This is a genomic window from Methylosinus sp. Sm6 (genome assembly GCF_019802345.1).
GTDB lineage: Bacteria > Pseudomonadota > Alphaproteobacteria > Rhizobiales > Beijerinckiaceae > Methylosinus.
Genome location: NZ_JAINDZ010000013.1, coordinates 1 through 18,690, shown reverse-complemented (window position 1 = coordinate 18,690; position 18,690 = coordinate 1). Strand labels below are relative to the sequence as shown.

General features: G+C 67.0%; 18 protein-coding genes. 5 read left to right on the top strand and 13 right to left on the bottom strand.

Going from position 1 to position 18,690, the window contains the following annotated elements; genetic code table 11:
- Positions 1-17: 17 nt before the first annotated feature.
- The 9 genes from K3F48_RS10550 to K3F48_RS10510 all read right to left on the bottom strand — a co-directional run bounded on the left by K3F48_RS10550 (position 18) and on the right by K3F48_RS10510 (position 10,719).
- On the bottom strand, positions 18-863 hold the full coding sequence (locus K3F48_RS10550; protein WP_222575401.1) for an NlpC/P60 family protein: 846 nt from the start codon (positions 861-863) through the stop codon (positions 18-20).
- The gene (locus tag K3F48_RS10545) at positions 860-2,257 is read right to left on the bottom strand and encodes a M17 family metallopeptidase (RefSeq protein ID WP_222575400.1); all 1,398 of its coding nucleotides are present in this window, start codon (positions 2,255-2,257) and stop codon (positions 860-862) included. The genes K3F48_RS10550 and K3F48_RS10545 overlap by 4 nt, the downstream gene beginning before the upstream one ends.
- An 80-nt stretch (positions 2,258-2,337) precedes the next feature.
- The gene (locus K3F48_RS10540) at positions 2,338-3,969 is read right to left on the bottom strand and encodes an ABC transporter ATP-binding protein (protein ID WP_222575399.1); all 1,632 of its coding nucleotides are present in this window, start codon (positions 3,967-3,969) and stop codon (positions 2,338-2,340) included.
- Positions 3,966-4,412: a type II toxin-antitoxin system VapC family toxin gene (locus tag K3F48_RS10535; protein WP_222575398.1), complete on the bottom strand. Its 447-nt coding sequence runs from the start codon at positions 4,410-4,412 to the stop codon at positions 3,966-3,968. The genes K3F48_RS10540 and K3F48_RS10535 overlap by 4 nt, the downstream gene beginning before the upstream one ends.
- Positions 4,409-4,654: a hypothetical protein gene (locus tag K3F48_RS10530; RefSeq protein WP_222575397.1), complete on the bottom strand. Its 246-nt coding sequence runs from the start codon at positions 4,652-4,654 to the stop codon at positions 4,409-4,411. Before K3F48_RS10530 ends, K3F48_RS10535 begins: the two co-directional genes overlap by 4 nt.
- A gap of 33 nt (positions 4,655-4,687) precedes the next feature.
- On the bottom strand, positions 4,688-5,866 hold the full coding sequence (locus K3F48_RS10525; RefSeq protein ID WP_222575396.1) for an ABC transporter permease: 1,179 nt from the start codon (positions 5,864-5,866) through the stop codon (positions 4,688-4,690).
- A gap of 4 nt (positions 5,867-5,870) precedes the next feature.
- The gene (locus tag K3F48_RS10520; protein WP_222575395.1) at positions 5,871-6,977 is read right to left on the bottom strand and encodes a microcin C ABC transporter permease YejB; all 1,107 of its coding nucleotides are present in this window, start codon (positions 6,975-6,977) and stop codon (positions 5,871-5,873) included.
- A gap of 3 nt (positions 6,978-6,980) precedes the next feature.
- Positions 6,981-8,852, bottom strand: a complete 1,872-nt coding sequence (locus K3F48_RS10515) for an extracellular solute-binding protein (protein ID WP_222575394.1) — start codon at positions 8,850-8,852, stop codon at positions 6,981-6,983.
- Positions 8,853-8,856: 4 nt separating this feature from the next.
- Positions 8,857-10,719 (bottom strand): extracellular solute-binding protein, encoded by a 1,863-nt coding sequence (locus K3F48_RS10510; protein ID WP_222575393.1) that lies wholly within the window; start codon positions 10,717-10,719, stop codon positions 8,857-8,859.
- A gap of 353 nt (positions 10,720-11,072) precedes the next feature.
- On the opposite strand from K3F48_RS10510, the gene K3F48_RS10505 reads away from it, so the two are divergent.
- Complete coding sequence (locus K3F48_RS10505) at positions 11,073-12,527, top strand: NAD-dependent succinate-semialdehyde dehydrogenase (protein WP_222575392.1); 1,455 nt, start codon at positions 11,073-11,075, stop codon at positions 12,525-12,527.
- 163 nt (positions 12,528-12,690) lie between these two features.
- Here K3F48_RS10505 and K3F48_RS10500 read toward each other — a convergent pair whose 3' ends face one another.
- Together K3F48_RS10500 and K3F48_RS10495 are read right to left on the bottom strand one after the other, a co-directional pair.
- Positions 12,691-13,110 (bottom strand): SufE family protein, encoded by a 420-nt coding sequence (locus K3F48_RS10500; protein ID WP_222575391.1) that lies wholly within the window; start codon positions 13,108-13,110, stop codon positions 12,691-12,693.
- Between the two features lie 117 nt (positions 13,111-13,227).
- On the bottom strand, positions 13,228-13,536 hold the full coding sequence (locus K3F48_RS10495; protein WP_222575390.1) for a hypothetical protein: 309 nt from the start codon (positions 13,534-13,536) through the stop codon (positions 13,228-13,230).
- A gap of 227 nt (positions 13,537-13,763) precedes the next feature.
- Between K3F48_RS10495 and K3F48_RS10490 the strand changes: the two genes are divergently transcribed.
- The 3 genes from K3F48_RS10490 to K3F48_RS10480 are packed head-to-tail and all read left to right on the top strand — an operon-like array spanning position 13,764 to position 16,605.
- A complete protein-coding gene (locus tag K3F48_RS10490) occupies positions 13,764-15,584 on the top strand; it encodes a PAS domain-containing sensor histidine kinase (RefSeq protein ID WP_222575389.1) in 1,821 nt (606 codons plus the stop codon).
- On the top strand, positions 15,577-16,251 hold the full coding sequence (locus tag K3F48_RS10485) for a peptidoglycan-binding domain-containing protein (RefSeq protein ID WP_222575388.1): 675 nt from the start codon (positions 15,577-15,579) through the stop codon (positions 16,249-16,251). Before K3F48_RS10490 ends, K3F48_RS10485 begins: the two co-directional genes overlap by 8 nt.
- A 6-nt stretch (positions 16,252-16,257) precedes the next feature.
- Positions 16,258-16,605: a DUF1491 family protein gene (locus tag K3F48_RS10480; protein ID WP_222575387.1), complete on the top strand. Its 348-nt coding sequence runs from the start codon at positions 16,258-16,260 to the stop codon at positions 16,603-16,605.
- On the opposite strand, the gene K3F48_RS10475 is transcribed toward K3F48_RS10480, so the two are convergent.
- Positions 16,595-17,662, bottom strand: a complete 1,068-nt coding sequence (locus tag K3F48_RS10475) for a DUF2336 domain-containing protein (RefSeq protein ID WP_222575386.1) — start codon at positions 17,660-17,662, stop codon at positions 16,595-16,597. The two genes, K3F48_RS10480 and K3F48_RS10475, sit on opposite strands and share 11 nt — an antisense overlap.
- A gap of 142 nt (positions 17,663-17,804) precedes the next feature.
- Here K3F48_RS10475 and K3F48_RS10470 point away from each other — a divergent pair, with 142 nt between their 5' ends.
- A complete protein-coding gene (locus tag K3F48_RS10470) occupies positions 17,805-17,972 on the top strand; it encodes a hypothetical protein (protein WP_222575385.1) in 168 nt (55 codons plus the stop codon).
- Positions 17,973-17,985: 13 nt separating this feature from the next.
- Here K3F48_RS10470 and K3F48_RS10465 read toward each other — a convergent pair whose 3' ends face one another.
- A complete protein-coding gene (locus tag K3F48_RS10465; protein WP_222575384.1) occupies positions 17,986-18,495 on the bottom strand; it encodes a CAP domain-containing protein in 510 nt (169 codons plus the stop codon).
- Between the last annotated feature and the right edge of the window lie 195 nt (positions 18,496-18,690).

Here is an 18,690-nt window from a genome sequence, read left to right as displayed (position 1 = left end):
CGCGCCGCCGCCAGCGGCTACGTCAGCCGCCGCACGCTCGTCACCGGCGAGCCCGCCGCCAGAATGCGCGCGCGCGCGGGCGCAAAAGGCTCGCTCGCGACCTGCATATGGTGGGCGTTGGCGTGCAGCAGCGTCTCCGCGTCGCGCATCACGCCGACATGGCCCTTCCAGAACACGAGGTCGCCGCGCCGCAGCGCCGCGCCCTCGGGCAGCGGCTCGCCCAGCGCCTTCTCCTGCAGATCGGTGTCGCGCGGCGCCTCGACGCCGGCGAAGGCGAGCGACGTCTGCACGAGGCCGGAGCAATCGATCCCGAGCCAGGATTTGCCGCCCCACAGATAGGGCGCGCCGATCAGCATTTCGGCGAAGGCGACGAAATCGGCGAAGCGCTCCGCGCGCGGCGCGAGATGCGTTGCGTAGACGAAGCCGCCGTCGGCCGCGACGAGAAAAGAGTCGCGCTCGCTGACGATCTCGATCTCGGCGCCGAGCGGCAGAGCGAGCAGCGGCGGGTCCTTTATGTCCGGGCGCGGAAACACGAAGGCGCGCGGGACGCGCACGCGATGCGTCGGGCGCTCGATGCGGCTCCACAGCAGATTGGCGGGCAGCCAGCCGACATAGGAATCGCGCGCGAGCTGGGCCCAGGCCCAGCCCTCTTCTTCATCGTAAACGGTGACGATCTCGCCATAGAGCGCCTGCGTGTCGAGCCGCGCGTCGGGGCGCGGCTCGCGCTTCAAATCGGCGACGCCCTCCTTCACCTGCATGCGCCGCCCCTCGACGAAGCGGGCCGCCTGCACGCGGCCTTCGAGATGGCGCGCGGCGAGATCGGGGCGCGCCGGCGTCAGGCGCTTGTCGAATGCGTCGCTCACTTCTTGTTCGCGCTCCAGCGGACGGCGCGCTCCTCGATGAGATCGAAGAGCAGCCGCGCGGTTTGAATCTCGCCGCCCTCCGGCCGCCCGGGCTTGGCCGAGGCGTTCCAGGCGAAGAGGTCGAAATGCGCCCAGCGCTCCGGCGCCGAGACGAAGCGCCGCAGGAACAAGGCCGCGGTGATCGAGCCGGCATGCGGCCCGCTCGACACATTGACGAGATCGGACGCCTTGCCGTCGAGCTGGGAGTCATATGGCTCCCACAAGGGCAGGCGCCAGACCGGATCGCCGAGCTTGCGGCCATGCGCCTCGATCTCCTGCGCCAGCGCGTCGTCGCCGGTGTAGAGAGCCGGCAAGTCCGGTCCGAGGGCGACGCGCGCGGCGCCGGTGAGCGTGGCGAAATCGATGAGCAAATCGGGCTCGTCCTCGCTCGCCAGCGCCAGCGCGTCGGCGAGGACGAGACGCCCTTCGGCGTCGGTGTTGCCGATCTCGACCGAAAGGCCCTTGCGGCTCGGATAAATGTCTCCCGGCCGCATGGCGTTCGCCGAAATGGCGTTCTCGACGATCGGCAGCAGCACGCGCAGGCGCAGCGGCGTCTTCGCGCCCATCAGCATGTCGGCGAGGGCGAGCGCCGTGGCGGCGCCGCCCATGTCCTTCTTCATCAGCAGCATGGCGCCGCCGGGCTTGATGTCGAGGCCGCCGCTGTCGAATGAGACGCCCTTGCCCACCAGCGTGACCTTACGCGCGCTTTCCGGGCCGAACGTAATGTCGACGAGCCGCGGCGGCTCGGCGGCGGCGCGGCCGACGGCATGGATCAACGGGAAATTCTCGGCGAGCAGAGCGTCGCCGGCGATGACGCGCGCCTCTGCCCCATGCCTCGCCGCGAGCTGCAGCGCCGCCTCGGCGAGCGCTGTCGGTCCGAGATCATTGGCCGGCGTGTTGACGAGATCGCGGCCGAAGCAAATCGCCGCGGCGACGCGCTCGATGCGGTCGCGGTCAGTCTGCTGCGGCGCGCAGAGGCGCGGCTCCTCATTCTTGCGCTCGCGATAGCGCGTGAAGGAATAGGCCGAGAGGAGAAAGCCCAGCGCCGCCGCCGCAGGGTCGTCGACGCCCTCGCGCAGGCGATAGAGGCCCGCGGGCAGCACGGTCGCGAGCTTGCCCGGCAGGAAAGGATCGCGATGACGCGCGCTCGGCGCCTCGAGGCCGAACAGAACCAGCGCCGGCGCGCCATCCGGCCCCGGCGCCAATAAATGCGCGCCCGCCTTGCCGTCGAAGCCGCTGGCCTTGGCGAAGGCCGCGATGGGCGGCGGCAAGGTCTCGGCGTGAATCGGCCAGCTTTCCTTGTCGACGAAATCGATCGGCGTGGCTTGTTCCGACCAATCCTGCAGCTGGCTCATGTTCTCGTCTCTCCTCGGCGGGCTGCCCACCGCAATTCTTCGGCCGTTCCGGCTGCGAAGGCAAGGAGCTTGCCGGCCGCTCACGCCGCCGGGTCGATCTTGTGATTCTCGGTCTCGATGCGGAAGGCGGCGGCGAACAGCGCCCGCGTGTAATCGCTCTTCGGCGCGGCGAAGACATCGACCGCCGGCCCCTCCTCCACCACCTTGCCGTGGCGCATCACGATGAGATGGGCGGCGAGCGATTTCACCACCTTGAGATCATGGCTGATGAAGAGATAGGCGAGCTGGTGCCTGACCTGCAGATCGCGCAGGAGGTCGACGATCTGCGCCTGCACCGACATGTCGAGCGCCGAGGTCGGCTCGTCGAGCACGATGAATTTCGGCTTCAGCACGATGGCGCGGGCGATGGCGATGCGCTGGCGCTGGCCGCCCGAGAACTCGTGCGGATAACGATCCATCATCGCCGGATCGAGCCCGGTCTCGGCCAGCGCCTGCGCGACGATCTCGCGCGTCTCGTCGAGCGAGAGCCCGCGCATCTGCACGCCGAGGCCTTCGGCGACGATCTCGGCGACCGACATGCGCGGCGACAGCGAGCCGTAAGGATCCTGGAAGACGATCTGCATGTCGCGGCGCAGCGGGCGCATTTCGGCGACGGTCTTGGCGTCGATGCGCTCGCCGAGATAGAGGATCGGCCCGTCCGATCTGATGAGGCGCAGCAGCGCGAGGCCGAGCGTCGTCTTGCCGGAGCCCGATTCGCCGACGACGCCGACCGTCGAGCCCTGGCGCACCGCGAGCGTGACGCCGTCGACCGCTTTGATATGGCCGACCGTGCGGCGCATGAAGCCGCGCTTGATCGGGAACCAGACTTTGAGGTCGTCGGCGGCGACCAGCACCGGCGCGTTCACATCCTCTTCCGGCGGCGCGCCCTTGGGCTCGGCGGCGAGCAGCGCCTTGGTGTAGGGATGCTGGGGCGCGGAGAACACCGTCTCGACGTCGCCTTTCTCCACGATGCGGCCGTGCTGCATCACGCAAACATCATCGGCGAAGCGCCGCACGAGGCCGAGGTCATGGGTGATGAACAGCATGGCCATGCCATAGGTCTTCTGCACGCGCTCGAGCAGAGCGAGAATCTGCGCCTGCACGGTGACGTCGAGCGCCGTTGTCGGCTCGTCGGCGATGAGCAGATCGGGCCGATTGGCGAGCGCCATGGCGATCATCACGCGCTGACGCTGGCCGCCGGACAATTGATGTGGATAGGCGCCGAGCCGCTCGGTCGGGTTCGGAATGCCGACCTCCTCGAGCAGCTCGACGACTCGCGCGCGAATCTTCTCCACGCCGCGCGCGCCATGCAGCTCGAGAATCTCGCCGATCTGCCGCTCGATCGTGTGCAGCGGATTGAGCGAGGTCATCGGCTCCTGGAACACCATGGTGATCTTGGCGCCGCGAATGGCGCGCAGCTTGGCGTCCGAGAGCGTCAATATGTCCTCGCCCGCAAAGCCGATGCGTCCAGAAGGAAGGATCGCTCCGGGCGGCAGCAATCGCACGATGGAGAGCGCGGTGAGCGATTTGCCGGAGCCGGATTCGCCGACGAGCGCCAGCGTGCGCCCGCGCTCCAGCGAGAAAGAGACTTTATCGACCGCGAGCGTCTCCTTGCCGCCTTGCGCGAAGGCGATGGAGAGGTCGCGGACATCGAGGAGGGGGGAGTGGGTCATGCGAGGGCGCGGATCGCTTCTACGGTATGTGGGCCGAGGTCGATCGACTCGAGATCCATCGCGACCTCGAGCTTGCGATCCGCCGTCACGAACGCGCGACAGGCATGCAGGCGCGCCGTGGCGACATGGATAGCATCCGGAAGCTTCGTTTTTCCTCGGATCGCCCGTTGTCTGGCGGCCTCGACGAGGACTTGCCGGTCGATCGGTCGAGTTTCGAAGCCGGTTGGCGATCCGAGCAACTCGCTGTAGACGGCCGCAAGCCGATCATCGCCTTTACGAATGGGATGAACGAGAAGCTCGGCGACGAGAAGCTCGCTTATCACGGCCACCGCGCCTCTTTCGTTGACCAGGTCGAAAACAGACCGGGCGCAATCGGAAACGGGTCCCTGCCGCTCAAAAGCGAGAATGAAGATATTGGCGTCGAGGTAGCCCTTGATTGTCATCGCTCGCGATGGCTCCACTCGTCACGCAGCGCCCGGACATATTCATTGACCTCTTCCGTGGACTTATAATAGTCGCGCTGAATGTGCTTGTGCCGATCGAACCAGCTTAGGCCTTCGCCTGCTCTCTCGGGCGTGTCCTCCACGACAATCGTCACAGTGACCTTCGCGTCGTCTCCGATCTCCTCGCGCAGATCGGCGGGCAATTGCGAGGCGGGGTAATGTTCGCGGACGATCTTGTTCATGGGTAAACTCTCCCTGCAGACTCTAGCATCTTCTCACCGAAACGTCTTTCTCGGGTCGAAAGCGTCGCGCACCGCCTCGCCGATGAACACCAGGAGCGAGAGCATCAGCGCGATGATCACGAAGCCGGTGAGGCCGAGCCAGGGCGCCTGGAGATTGGATTTGCCCTGCAGCAGCAGCTCGCCGAGCGAGGGCGAGCCCGGCGGCAGGCCGAAGCCGAGGAAGTCCAGCGAGGTCAGCGTCGTGATCGAGGAATTGAGCACGAAGGGCAGGAAGGTCAAGGTCGCGACCGTCGCATTGGGCAGAAGATGCCGCGTGATGATGCGGAAGTTGGAGAGGCCGAGCGCCCGCGCCGCATTCACATATTCGAAATTGCGCGCGCGCAGGAACTCCGCCCGCACCACATGCACGAGCGAGACCCAGGAGAACAGCAGCAATATGCCGAGCAGGACGAAGAAGCCCGGCACGAGAAAGGACGAGATGATGATGAGCAGATAGAGTTGCGGCAGCGACGACCACACTTCGATGAAGCGCTGGAACACGAGATCGACGCGCCCGCCGAAAAAGCCCTGCACAGCTCCCGCCGCAACGCCGATCACCGACGAGACTCCCGCCAGGATGAGGCCGAACAGCACCGAGATGCGGAACCCATAGAGCAGCCGCGCCACGACGTCGCGGCCCTGATCGTCGGTGCCGAGCCAATTCCATTCGATCGCCGAGCAGCCGAGATGCGCGTTCTGAGGTCCGAGCTTCTTGGCCGCGGCCGCCTCGCATTGCGCCTTGCTCAGCGCCCAGGTGGGCGGCGAAGGCGCCGGCGTCGGCAGATCGAGATTATGCGTGTCGTAGGAGTAGCGGACCGGCGGCCACAGCATCCAGCCATTGGCCTCGATCTCCTTCTCGATCACCGGATCGCGATAGTCGGTGCGGGCGAGAAATCCGCCGAATTTTTCCTCCGGATAATCCCTGAACGCCGGGAACAGCAGCTCGCCCTTGTAATAGGCGAGGATCGGCTTGTCGTTGGCGATGAAGTTGGCCATCAGCGACATGACGAACAGCGCCATGAACAGGAAGAAGGACAGAAAGCCTCGACGATTGGCCTTGAAATTGGCGAGCCGCCGGCGGTCGATCGGACGCAGCCGCAGCAGCCCGTCGCCGGGAATCGCCGGCGCGATGCGCGGCTGCGTGTCGAGGGAGAAGGCTCTCGTCTCGTTCATCGGATCATACCTCGCGCGTCTCGAAATCGATGCGCGGATCGATCCATGTGTAGGTGAGATCCGACAGCAGATTCACCACGAGGCCGAGCAGCGCGAATATATAGAGATTGGCGAAGACGACCGGATAATCACGATTGACGATCGATTCATAGGAGAGATAGCCGAGACCGTCGAGCGAGAAGATCGTCTCGATCAGCACCGAGCCGGTGAGAAAGGCGTGCACGAAAGCGCCCGGAAAGCCCGAGACGACAATCAGCATCGCATTGCGGAACACATGGCCGTAGAGCACGCGGTTCTCGGTCAAGCCCTTCATACGCGCGGTCTGCACATACTGCTTGCGGATCTCGTCGAGGAACGAGTTCTTGGTGAGAAACGTCTGCGTCGCGAAGGCGCCGAGCGTCATGGCCGAGACCGGCAGGACGATATGCCAGAGATAATCGCCGATCTTGGCCGGGAGGGACAGTTCGGCGAAATTTTCAGACATGAGGCCGCGCAACGGAAAAATCTGCCAGAAGGAGCCGCCGGCGAACAGCACGATCAGCAGCATGGCGAAGAGAAAGCTCGGAATCGCATAGCCGACGATGATGAGATTGGATGTCCAGGCGTCGAAGCGCTGGCCGTCGCGCACCGCCTTGGCGATGCCGAGCGGAATCGACACCGAATAGGAGATCAGCGTCATCCAGAGGCCGAGCGACATGGAGACGGGCAGCTTCTCGCCGATCAGCTTCAGCACGCTCTCGTCGCGGAAATAGCTGCGGCCGAAATCGAAGACGGCGTAGTTTTTCACCATCAGCAGGAAGCGTTCCCAGGCGGGCTTGTCGAAGCCGAACTGTTTTTCCAGCTCGGCGATGAATTTGGGGTCGAGCCCCTGCGCGCCGCGATATTTGGCGCCGGCGTCGGCGCCGATCTGCCCGGCGCCGCCGCCGCGTCCGACATCGCCGCCGCCCCCCGAGAAGCGCGAGGTCGCGCCGGAGTCGAGCCCCTGCATCTGCGCGATCACGCGCTCGACCGGGCCTCCCGGCGCGAATTGCACGATCACGAAGGAGATGAGCATGATGCCGAAGATCGTCGGGATCATCAGCAGCAGCCGTCGCGCGATATAGGCGCCCATTGTTCAGCGTCCCGTCATTTTGAGCTTCTCGGCCTTGTCCGTGTCGACCCACCAGGTCTGAGCGACGCCGGGATCGTAGCGCGGCGCGCGCGCGGGCCGCCCGAACATGTCCCAATAGGCGAGCCAGAACGAAGGCTTGTACCAATGCGGGACCCAATAGGCTCCCGCGATGAGCACGCGATCGAGCGCGCGGCAGACCGTCGCCAGCTCCGCGCGCGTTCTCGCCTGCAGCGCTTTGGCGATCAGCGCGTCCACGACCGGATCGGCGACGCCGGAAATATTGCGCGTGCCGGGGATGCCCGCTTGCTCGGACCCGAACAGCGCGCGCAGCTCCTCGCCGGGCGAATGGGTGATGCGCAGCCGTTCGGTGCGCACGTCATAGTCGAATTCGTCGACGCGACGCTTATATTGCGCCGAATCGACGACGCGCTCGGTCGCGGTTATGCCGAGCAGCCGCAGATTCTTGATATAGGGCTGTGTGATCTTCTCGTAGAAGCTCGAGAATTGCAGGAATTCGAAGCGGAAGGGCGCGCCGTCCGGCAGCAGCAGAACGCCGTCGCGCCGCGTGCATCCCGCCGCCGCGAGCAGATCCGAGGCCTTGCGCAGCAAAGCGCGATCCTGGCCGGAGCCGTCGGACGCCGGCGGCCGGAAAGGCTCGCCGAACACCTCCTTCGGCGCCTTGTCGCGAAAGGGCTCCAGCAGAGCGACCTCGTCGGCGCCGGGCGGGCCCTCCGCTTTCAAATCCGAATTTTCGAAATAGGAGGTCGTGCGGCGATAGGCGCCGTGGAAGAGATTGCGATTGGTCCATTCGAAATCGAAGGCGTAGACCAGCGCGCGGCGGATGCGCGCATCCTGAAAGATCGGACGCCGCGCATTGAGGAAATAGCCTTGCGCGCCGGAGGCGTTGCGGTCGGGGATCTCCTCGCGCTCGACGCGCCCCTGGCGCATGGCGGGAAAATCATAGCCGGTCGCCCAATAAGAGGCGCGGAACTCCTCATGCAGCGAGATGGTCCCGGCCTTGAAGGCCTCGAAGGCGACGCCGGCGTCGGCGAAATAATCATAGCGTATGGTCGCGAAATTGCCCTGTCCGCGATTGACCGGCAGCTCGGCGCCCCAATAATCGGCGACGCGCTCATAAACGACGTAACGCCCGGGCTCGACCGCGGCGATGCGGTAGCGTCCCGAGCCGAGCGGCGCCTCGAGCGTGGTCTCGGCGAATTTATGAGCTTGATAATAAGCCTTCGAGAAGATCGGCTGGCTCGCGACCAGCACCGGCAATTCGCGCGGGCGCTCCGGCGCGAAAGCGACGACGAGCTCATGGTCGGAACTTGCTGTCGCGCTCGTCATGTCGCGCAAGGGCAGCGCGATCAGCGGATGGCCGTCCTTCTTCAGCGCCTCGAGCGAGAAGGCCACGTCATGGGCGGTGAGCGGCGAGCCGTCGTGGAAGCGCGCTTCCGGCCGCAGGAAAAACGTATAGGTCGAGCGATCCGCCGATACGCGCACGCTGCGCGCGACGAGACCATAGACCGCGTCCGGCTCGTCGAGGCTCGGCGCCATCAGCCGGTCGAACAGAAGCTCGAGCCCCGCCGCCGGATTGCCGCGCAGAATATAGCCGTTGAGCGAGTCGAAACTGTCGTTCTTGGTCGCCGGCCGCTCGAGAATGAGCGTCCCGCCGATCGGCGCCGCGGGATCGGCGTAAGGAAAATGGTCGAAATCGACCGGCAGCTCGAGATCGCCGAAAATCGAGAGGCCATGGCTCTCATATTCGCCGCCCGCCTGCGCCGCAGCTCCGCGCGCGGGCGCGGCGAGGAGCGCGGCGGCTCCGAGCCGCAACGCGCCGCGACGCGTGAGGAGCGGCGAATGGCGGCGATCCATGCCCTCAGCGCCCCACGAAATGGATTTTCTTGGCCTTTTCCTCGTCCCACCACCAAGTCGAGCCGATGCCGGGATCGAAGCGCGGCGCGCGTTCGGGGCGACCGAACGCGTCCCAATAGGCGACACGGAACGCGCCCATGTAATAATGCGGGATCCAATAACGTCCGGCGATCAGCACGCGATCGAGCGCATGGATCACCGTCCGCAGCTCGGCGCGCGAATTGGCGGCGGCGGCTTTCTCGATCAGCGCGTCGACCACCGGATCGGCGACGCCGGCGTAATTCTGCGAGCCCGGCGTCGTCGCCGCCTTCGAGCCGATGAAGGCGCGCAGATCGTCGCCCGGCGTGTAGACGACGATGAAGCGGATCGACATCACGTCGAAATCATAATCGTCGAGCCGGCGCTTCCATTGCGCCGAGTCGACGAAACGCAGCGAGGCGTTCACGCCGATGAGCTTGAGGTTCTTGATGAAGGGCAGGATCAGCTTTTCGAGCGATTGCTGATGTTCGAGAAACTCGAACTCGAGCGGCTCGCCGTCCGGCAACAGCATCACGCCGTTCTTGCGCGTGCAGCCGGCGGCGAGCAGCAGCTCGGTCGCCTTGCGCAGCAGATTGCGGTCCTGGCCGGAGCCGTCCGAAACGGGCGGACGGAACGGCTCGCCGAAGACTTCCCGAGGCAGCCTGTCGCGGAAAGGCTCGAGCAGAGCGAGCTCCTCGGCGCTGGGCGGGCCTTCCGCCTTCAGATCCGAATTCTCGAAATAGGAGGTCGTGCGCTTATAGGCGCCGTAGAACAAATTCTGATTCGACCATTCGAAATCGAAGGCGTAGCCGAGCGCCTCGCGAATGCGCGGATCCTTGAACTTCGCGCGGCGGGTGTTGAAATGCCAGCCCTGCATGCCGGACATGTTGTGATCGGGGATCAATTCGCGCTTGATCCGCCCGTCGCGCACGGCGGGGAAATCATAGCCCTTCGCCCAATTGGCCGAGACGAACTCCTCATGCACCGAGATCGCGCCGGATTTGAACGCCTCGAAAGCGACATTGAGATCGCCATAATATTCATAGCGGACGACGTCGAAATTGCCCTGCCCGACATTCACCGGCAGATCCTTGCCCCAATAATCGGCAACGCGGACCAGCGAGATATAGCGGCCCGCCTCGAACTTGCCGATCTTGTAGCCGCTCGAGCCGAGCGGCGGCTCGAGGCTCGACTCGTTGAACTTATGGGCCGTGTAATAGGCTTTCGAGAAGATCGGCATGCCGGCGACGATGAGCGGCAGCTTGCGGGAGCGGGTCGGCGCGAGCTTGACGACGAGAATATCGTCGGCGACGGCGACGGCGCTCTCGAGATCGAGGAGCAGCTGCGAATAGACCGGGCTGCCTTCCGTCTTGATGATGTTCAGCGAGAAGGCGGCGTCATGCGCCGTGAGCGGCGAGCCGTCATGGAAGCGCGCTTCCTTGCGCAGAAAAAACGTGTAGGTGAGCCTGTCGGCGGAGATGCGCACCTTCTCGGCGACGAGGCCATAGGCCACATCGCGCTCGTCGAGGCTCTCGACCATCAGCGAATCATAGATCATCGCCGCGCCCGCGGCGGGATTGCCGCGCAGGATGAAGGGATTGAACGAGTCGAAGGCGCCGTTGGAGTTCACGGTGGGCTGAACCGTCAGCGTCCCGCCCTTGGGCGCATCGACATTCACATAGGCGAAGGACCTGAAATCCGGCGGCTCGGAAAAATCGCCGAAGATCGACAGGCCGCGGCTCTCGACCTCTCCCGGCTCCGGCGCGGCGTAAGCGGCGCGGATCGCCCATCCGGGCGTGACGAGGCCGGCGAGACTCGACAGAGCGGCGAGCGCGCGCCGCCGAGTCATGAGAAATCGCGTGACCGGGAGAACGGATTGGACTTCGGCCAAGGTCGGGCCTCGCTTTCGAGAATTGCCAAGGGCGCGAGCGCGGCCGCGCCGTGATTCCCGCGATTATGTCGGATTTCGGCCGTGAAGCCATATCAGATTGCGCTTCGCTTCGGATAAGACGCGCGACGCCGGGCCGCGGTTCCGCCGGGGCGGGAAGCGGGCCCAATAAGCGGAGAAAGCGCCGGATTTCAGGCAGCGCGAGCGCAGCGCCCGGCCGCCGCTCACGGAATTGCTGGACGCGGATGTTGTGTCGGGAGGCGAAGGCGCCGTATTCGAGGACCCCTTCGTTTCGCGTCCGGAGCGCAGCCGAGATGACCGCCAGAGAGCCCCGTCCCTTTCGCCAGCAGGCTTTCATCGATGGCGCCTTCGTCGGCGCCGACAGCGGTGCGACCTTCGCCGTTCGCGATCCGGCGACCGGCGCCGCCATCGCGGAGGTCCCGGACATGGGGGCGGCCGAAACGCGGCGGGCGATCGAAGCGGCGGCGCGCGCGCTCCCCGACTGGCGCGGACGTCTCGCCAAGGAGCGGGCGCAGATTTTACGGCGCTGGCACGATCTCCTCATCGCCGAGCAGGAGCGGCTCGCGCAGATTCTCACCGCCGAGCAGGGCAAGCCGCTCGCCGAGGCGCGCGGCGAGATCGCCTATGGCGCGGCCTATCTCGACTGGTTCGCCGAGGAGGGCCGCCGCGTCTATGGCGACATCATCCCGCAGCAGTCGCGCGACAAGCGCATTCTGGTGATGAAGCAGGCGATCGGCGTCACGGCGGCGATCACGCCCTGGAATTTTCCTTCCGCGATGATCTGCCGCAAGGCGGGCGCGGCCATCGCCGCCGGCTGCACGATGGTGGTGAAGCCGGCCGAGCTGACGCCGCTCTCGGCCATCGCCCTCGCGGAGATCGCCCAGCGCGCCGGCGTGCCGGACGGCGTGTTCAACGTCGTGACGACCAATGACCCGGCTCCCGTCGGCGCCGAGCTCACCGGCAACCGCAACGTCCGCAAGATCACCTTCACCGGCTCGACCGAGGTCGGAAAAATTCTTCTCCGCCAGGCGGCGGAGAATGTGCAGAAATGCTCGATGGAGCTCGGCGGCAACGCGCCTTTCATCGTCTTTGCCGACGCCGATCTCGATCTCGCGGTGAAGGGCGCGCTGGCGACCAAATATCGCAACAGCGGCCAGACCTGCGTCTGCGCCAATCGCTTCCTGGTGCAGAGCGGCGTCGTCGACGCTTTCGCGGAAAAGCTCGCCGCCGCCGTCGCTGCGCTGAAGGTCGGCCGCGGCGTCGAGCCCGGCGTCGTCATCGGCCCGCTGATCGAGGAAGCCGCGGCCCAAAAAGTCGAGCGCCTCGTCGCCGACGCGCGCGCGCGCGGCGCAAAAGTGCTGACCGGCGGCTCCCGTCATGCGCTCGGCGGGACCTTTTTCACTCCGACCGTGATCGCGGGCGTCGACCCCGACATGCAGATTTTCAGCGAGGAGATATTCGGGCCGGTGGCGGCGATCACCACTTTTACCGACGAGGCGGACGCCATTCGCCTCGCCAACTCCACGCAATACGGACTCGCCGCCTATTTCTACAGCCGCGATCTCGCCCGCGCCTTCCGCGTCGCCGAGGCGCTGGAGTTCGGCATGGTCGGGGTGAACGAATCGCTGATGTCGAGCGAGGCGGCGCCGTTCGGCGGCGTCAAGCAGTCGGGCATGGGGCGCGAGGGCTCGAAATACGGCATCGAGGACTATCTCGAGATCAAATATGTGTGCCTCGGCAATATGTGAGGCGTGAAGAATGTAGCGGCGGCCCGTCCTTCGAGACGGCTGCTTCGCAGGCTGCTCAGGACGAGAGAGCGGGTTTTTGTCGCAAAAAACAGTCCCCTCGTGCTTGAAGAGCGCCTGAAAGGCGCATCTCGAAGCACGGAGGACCACAACCTATGGCGCCCGATCAAGCCAGAGCGGCCCGCGCCTCGTTCTTGATGCGCTCGACCATGGAGCGCACGCCATTGCTGCGCTGGGGCGTCAAATGCTGGGCGAGGCCGAGGTCGGTGAACAGCGGCATGGCGTCGAGCCCCGTGATCTCATCCGCCGGACGGCCCGAATAGAGCGCGAGGATCAGCGCGACGAGGCCGCGCACGATATGGGCGTCGCTGTCGCCGCGGAACGAGAGGATCGGCGCGCCCGGCCCCTCCTTGCTCGATTTGCTCTCCAGCCACACCTGGCTGGCGCAGCCGCGCACCTTGTTCTCCTCGGTATAGGCCTCCTTGGGCAGAGGCTCCAGCGTGCGGCCGAGCTCGATGAGGTAGCGGTAGCGGTCCTCCCACTCGTCGAGCATTTCGAAATTGCCGATGATCTCGTCTATGGCCATGTCCGTCGCCCGATTGTCCGTCGCCCGAGGGTGAGCGCGCAACGCCCAGTCTAATATGGCGACTGTCCGTTTTCGCGCAATCGCCTCCTCGGATGCAAGCACGGCGCCGGGAGCTCCTCAGCGCTTGCCGGGCTCGATCTTGGCCGCTTGCAGCTTTTCGGCGGCGCGCAGGCAGTCGAGCGGATGCGCGAGGCAATGGTCGCGCGCCGCCTCCGCGACCCGGCCCGCCGCCTGATCCGCCGCCCGGCCCGCAATGTCCGAAATGGCCGCCCGCGCCGCGCCGAGGCTCGCCGCCGCCTCGCTCGCACCGCCGCCCCGCGCCGGCGAGCGGCCGGCGACATGCGCGTCGCGCTCGCCGCCTTCGCGGGCGGCGATGGCGAGAAGGACGATTCCCAGGAAGATCATACATTTGAGCAAGAACAGCACGGTGGCGGCCCCTTCGTCGCGACGGCTTCGTCGCCGCGCCCACAATCCGCCTCGATTGCTACCTCGGGGTAAAGATTTCGCGCGATCTCGCGCCGCTTGCGGCAAGAAGTTGCAAACCATAAGGCGCATTCGCCTCGCCATGCGTCGCAAAGGCGTCCTTCGCGCAATCGGCTTAGCAGTCACTTAAGACGGATTTGCCAGAGTGCCCGGTGAACAGGAGCGCGAATTTGCCTAAGCTTTCTGTAACTTGGCCGGCAGCCTCGAGAGACTGGATCGAGCGGCTGGCGCAATCGGGCCGGGCGCTCGCCGAAGCCGAGCGCGCGCGGCGCGTCGCCTTCCTCGCGCCGCGCCTCGCGCTCGCCGCGGCCGTCCTGCTGGCGGCGCCGCTGTGGGTGGTCGCCGCGGGCGCGCCGAGCTCCGGCGAGAGCCTGCTGTTCGCGCTCGCGCAGCTTCCGCTGTTGTCGGTCGTCGCGCTGCTGCGCTTCGACGATCTGCGCGTGGCGCAAGCGGTCTCGGCCGTCGGCTGGCCGATCTTCGCCGGAGCCGCCGTGCTGATTTGCGGCGCCTCGACCGCCGCCGCCGGCCCGCTGCTCGCGATCGGGCTCGTCGAGGCGACGCTGGCCGTCGATATCACGCTCCTCGGCGCGGCGACCGCCGCCGCTCTTGCTCTGCTGACGATCGCCGCCCTGGCCCGCGGCGAGAGCTACGCCCTGCTCCTCGCCGCGCCGCTCCTCGCTTATGCCGTGGCGCTCGCCGCGGCGGCGATCCGCGTCACACGCTTCGACGCGGGCGAGGCGCGCCGCAAGACCGCGGACATCGCTCTGCTCTGCGAATCGGCCGGCGATCTGATCATCGGATTCGACGAAGGCGGAGCCGTTTCCCGCGTCATCGGCGAGCGGCACAGAATCTACGGGCTCGAGGCGCGCGATCTGATGGGGCGCGGCTTCTTTCATCGCGTCCATGTGGCCGACCGCCCGGCCTTTCTGAAGCTCGTCTCCGACACGATCGCGACAGACGCGCCGGCGTCCGCCGAGCTGCGGCTGCGCGTCGGCTCCACGGCCGGCGCCGGCGACTACGCCGAGCCGGTGTTCCATATCTTCGAAGCGCGCAGCCGGCCGACGCAGGGCGGGGCGCGGGTGATCTGCTTTGTCAGCGATGTGACCGCGGCGCGCCGCGCGGAAGAGGCTCTCGCCGAGGCCCGCCGCGAGAGCGAGCTCGCCAGCGTCGGCAAAACCCGCTTCCTCGCCAATGTGAGCCATGAGCTGCGCACGCCGCTCAACGCCATCATCGGCTTCTCGGACATGCTGGCCAGCGAGCAGCTCGCCCCGGCCGATCCCGTCAAGCGCCGCGAATATGCGGAGATCATCCACAATTCGGGCCAGCATTTGCTCGCCGTCGTCAATTCGATTCTGGACATGTCGAAGATCGAATCGGGATCGATGCAGATCGTGCCGGAGCCTTTCTCCGCGCCCGAGCTCGTCGATCAATGCGTGAAGATGATGCAGCTCAAGGCCGAACAGGCCGAGGTCGAGCTCGTGAGCGATTACGCCGCCGGACTGCAGGAGATCATCGGCGACAAGCGCGCCTGCAAGCAGATCCTCATCAATCTCCTGTCCAACGCCGTGAAGTTCACGCCCGCCCGCGGGCGCGTGACGGTGCGGCTCTATCCGGACGGCAATCGGCTGGCCATCGCGGTGAGCGACAGCGGCGTCGGCATCGCCGCTTCCGACCTCGGCCGGCTCGGCAATCCCTTCTTCCAGGCCAGCGCCTGCCATGACCGCGCCTTCGAAGGAACCGGCCTCGGCCTCTCCGTCGTGCGCGGCCTCGTGGGGCTGCACGGCGGCGCGATCGCCGTCGAGAGCGCGCCGCAGCGCGGCACCTGCGTGACGGTGCGCCTGCCGCTGGACTGCCGGCCGCATCAGAGCCGCCCGCCCGCTCTCGCCAGGATCGAGACGATCGCGCGCCGCAGCGCGATCCGCCAGGGGGACGTCGATCTCCACGACGACATCGAAATCCGCGACGACATGATGGTGAAGAAAATTGCGTGAAGCTCTCGCCGCCGCCAATCACGACATGCTGCTCGACGACGATCGCCGCGAGCAGAAGCGCCGCGCCGGCCGCGGCGGCAAGAAGACCTCGGCGACCCGCCTGTTCGGCGGACGCCGCCGCGCCCTCGTCTTTCTGAGCGTCGCCGCGCTCGCCGGCGTCGGCGTGCCGCTCAATGCGCTCTATCTGCAGGATGGCCGCCATCCGGCGCCTTTGTTCCAGAAGGGGCGGCCGGAGCCCGAGGCGCGGCGCGCGCGTCTCGAGACGCCCCCGGCGCCGCTGCGCGCGCCGATCGACGAGCCGATCCCGGAGCCTGCGGCTCTCAAGCCCGCTGCCGCGAAGGCCGAGCCGCGCCCGGCGGAGAAGCGCCACGCGGATTCGATCGGCGCCCTGCTCGGCAGCGCCCCCGCGAAAGCCGGCGAAGCCGAGAAAAACATCCGGCAAGCGCAGCAGGCGCTCGCGAAATTGGGCTATTCTGTCCAGACCGACGGCGTCATGGGCGCGGGGACGCGGCGAGCGCTCGAAAAATTCGAGCGCGCCAATGGGCTGCCGGCCAATGGCGAGCTGGACGCGGCGGTTCTGCGCCGTCTGCGCACGAAAGCCGCGGCGGCGGCTCCTGCTCCGGCGCCCCATCCTGCTCCTCCGACGCCGCCGGCTCGGACCAACTGACGACCGATGCGCCTTCGCTCCGATCTCTTCGTCGCCGCCCTGATTCGCCACGCCGAGATCGCCGGGGCGAGCGCCATGCTGCGCCGGCGTGGGGCGGCCGAGGCCGGCGCGGTGTTCGTGAAGATCGACCGCCTCGACGGGCGCGCCGCCCTGCTCGGGCCGGCGCCGCAGAGCGAGGAGCTTCCCGAGGGCGTCGACCGCCTGTTCACGCGGCTCCACCGCGACGAATGGATCGCGCCCTTCGAGGCCGAGGAGCGGATGAAGAAGGAGATCGCCTTCGACGGGGACCTCTGGCTCGTCGAGATCGAGGATCGCGACGGGCGGCCTTTCGTCGACCTCGCGCCTACAGCCTGACCTTGGAGCCGAGCCGCCGCCGGCCGTTCCTGCGCTGCGTGAGGCCGATCTCGGCGGCCTGAGGACGCTGGGCCGAAGGCGAAGCGGCGCGCTCCTTCTCCGGCCGAATCGCTCCGGTCATCGCCGCGACCAGCCGCTGCGCCGCTCGCGCCGGGGTCGAGCGCATCAGCGCGACCAGCGCGCGCACGCGCGCGACATCCGGCGCCGCGCGCTCCGCGCCGAGAAAGATGCGGATCGCGGCGTCCTCGTCGACGCCGAGCGCCAGCAGCGCCAGCGCCAGCGCCTCGCCGCCCGGATCCGCGAGAATGGCGCGCGCCCGCGCCTTGCGGCAGTCGAGCCCTTCGGCCAGAACCGCAGCCAGCGCCTCCGCGTCTCGCGCCAGCGCGCATTCCCTGATTCGTCCGGCGATCTGCGCCGGCGCCCGGGCGAGCGCGTCCGACCCGACCGAGGCCAGCGCACGGGCGCTCGCCTCCCTGACGATAGCCCGCCGCTCGTGCGTGTCGGCGGCGAGGAACAGGGGCTCGGCGTCGAGCGACAGATCGTCGCGATCGAGCAGGACGCGCGCGAGCTTCAGATCGTCGCGGCCCATCTGCACGAGGGCGCGCCGCGCCGCTTGATCGAGATGGATGCGCCGATTCGCGGCGAGCGCGCAGAGCACCTCGCTCTCGCCGCGCGAGGCGAGAGCGGCGACGATCTTGCGGTCGAGCGTCTCGCGCCGCGCGATCGCCGCGGCGAGCTCGGCCGGCCCATGCTCGGCAGTGACGCGGACGAGCCCCGGATGCAGCGCCGCAGCGCGCTCGAAGACGATGCGCGCCGACCGGCCGCCCTTTTCTAAAAGCGCGGCGATGACGGCCGCAGGCGTTTCGGCATGTCCGCAAAGATCGCCCGCGCAATCGGCGACGGACTCGGCGTCGAGCAGCTGGACGAGGCCGCAGGCGAGCTTTTCGAACTGATCGAGATCGATCGGGCGATGCGTGGGGCGCATGAGGAACTGGTCGACGGTCGCTCTCAGCAGCGCCGCATCCGCCAACCGTCGTTCACTCTCGCCGTGAGGCATCGACAATCGCACCGAAGGAAGGAACCCGAAATGACAGTTTTAGGACCATTGCGTTGACGCGACATTAACTGTCGCCGTTTCTGCTAGCAATCGCGACTGCGTCTCGCGCGAGTCGCGGCGCGGCGTCGCGAGGGGCGATGGCATGGGCGAGATCATAGCGTTCACGCCGAACGCGAGAGCCGCGGCGAGCCCGCCGCCGGCTGCGGGCGGAGCGAAAATTCTGTTCTTCCTCGGCGTGCGCTATGAGCGCGACGACGCGACAGCCAAGCGCTCTCCGCGCGGCCGCGGCAAGCGCAAGAAGCGCGCGTGACCGCCGCGCGCGCTCAATCGGCCAGGATGAGCGCCCAATAGACCCTGTAGCGCGTCCCGGGCGCATAAGCGGTGGCGATCCCCATGCGGGTCGCGCCTTTCATCAGCAGATTGCGATTGTGCGGCGGCGACTGCCGCCAGCCGGAAAAAGCCTCGGCGAGCGTGTGATAGCCGGCCGAGACATTCTCCGCCGCGCTGGCGCTCTTCAGTCCGCGCGCCGTGAGGCGCTTGTCGAGCGTGCCGCGCACATTATGGTCGAGCGAATTGGCGCCGGCCATCGCGTCGGCCTGAGATTGCGCCGCTTCCTGCAGCGTGTCGTCGAGCGCGAGCGCCGAGAGGCCGTTGTTGCGCCGATAGAGAGAGATCATCTCGCGCGCCGCCCGCGCGTCGACCCGGGCTCCGGGCGCGGCCAGCGAGCGATAGAAGCTCGGCTCTCCGGGTTCGGGCGCGACGCTCTCGCGATCGCCGCATGCGCAGAGCGGCAGCAGCGCCGCAAGCGCCAGAAAACGAAGCGTGAGGGGCATGGAGAATGGCCGGATCGCAGCTGAGGGCTCCTCGCCCGAGGCGGGAGATTCGCGCGCCACTATAGAGCCATCGGCTCCACGTCGAAACGCCCCGCGGCTTGGAATGCGCAGCGCCGTCATGGCCGGGACAAGCCCACGGCTGTCCGGTTCAAGATAGGCATAGTATTATCTCGTATTGGCGTGGGTCCGGCTTGT